Genomic DNA, 510 nt, shown 5'->3' on the forward strand with positions numbered 1-510 from the left:
AGAGCGCGCTGGCTGCCACTATGCCGACAGCATCTGAATGCCTTTCTGAAAATGCGAGGAAAACAACCATGGAAACAACGACCATCGGCTCGCGGGCCGACTTTGCCCAATGGGCAATCGAGCGCGCTAGCGCCATCATCGTCGAACAGGGCGGCAATCTGGCCCTCGCTGCGCGCGACGGCGGTGACGACAAGGTCGCTGACGCCGCGAATGTCCTCGGGCAGGCCATCGTCGAGGCGATGCTGGAGGTCTTCGACGGGCTGATGGCCGAGGAATGAAATCCCATGTCCGGTAACACCCGCATCTCCTGCAAGCAGCACCATCCGAACGCAACGATGTCTTGACTGCGCTCTTCCAGAATGAGAACATAAAGAGAACAATGAAGTTCTCGATATGGCCGGTACCGACAAAGTCATCGCGAATGCCCTCGCCGCGGTTGCAGCCTCCAAGGCGCTTCGTGAGCGTATGCTTGCCCGTCGTGCGGAGGCACGGAAGAACCTTGAAGCACCG

General features: G+C 59.4%; 1 protein-coding gene. It reads left to right on the forward strand.

The annotated features are described in order from the left end of the window. The first annotated feature begins 68 nt into the window (after positions 1–68). The gene (locus HV823_RS27535) at positions 69–278 is read left to right on the forward strand and encodes a hypothetical protein (protein WP_176952629.1); all 210 of its coding nucleotides are present in this window, start codon (positions 69–71) and stop codon (positions 276–278) included. Positions 279–510 lie beyond the last annotated feature (232 nt).

This window comes from Mycoplana rhizolycopersici, from assembly GCF_013378445.1.
GTDB classification, from domain to species: Bacteria; Pseudomonadota; Alphaproteobacteria; order Rhizobiales; family Rhizobiaceae; genus Mycoplana; species Mycoplana rhizolycopersici.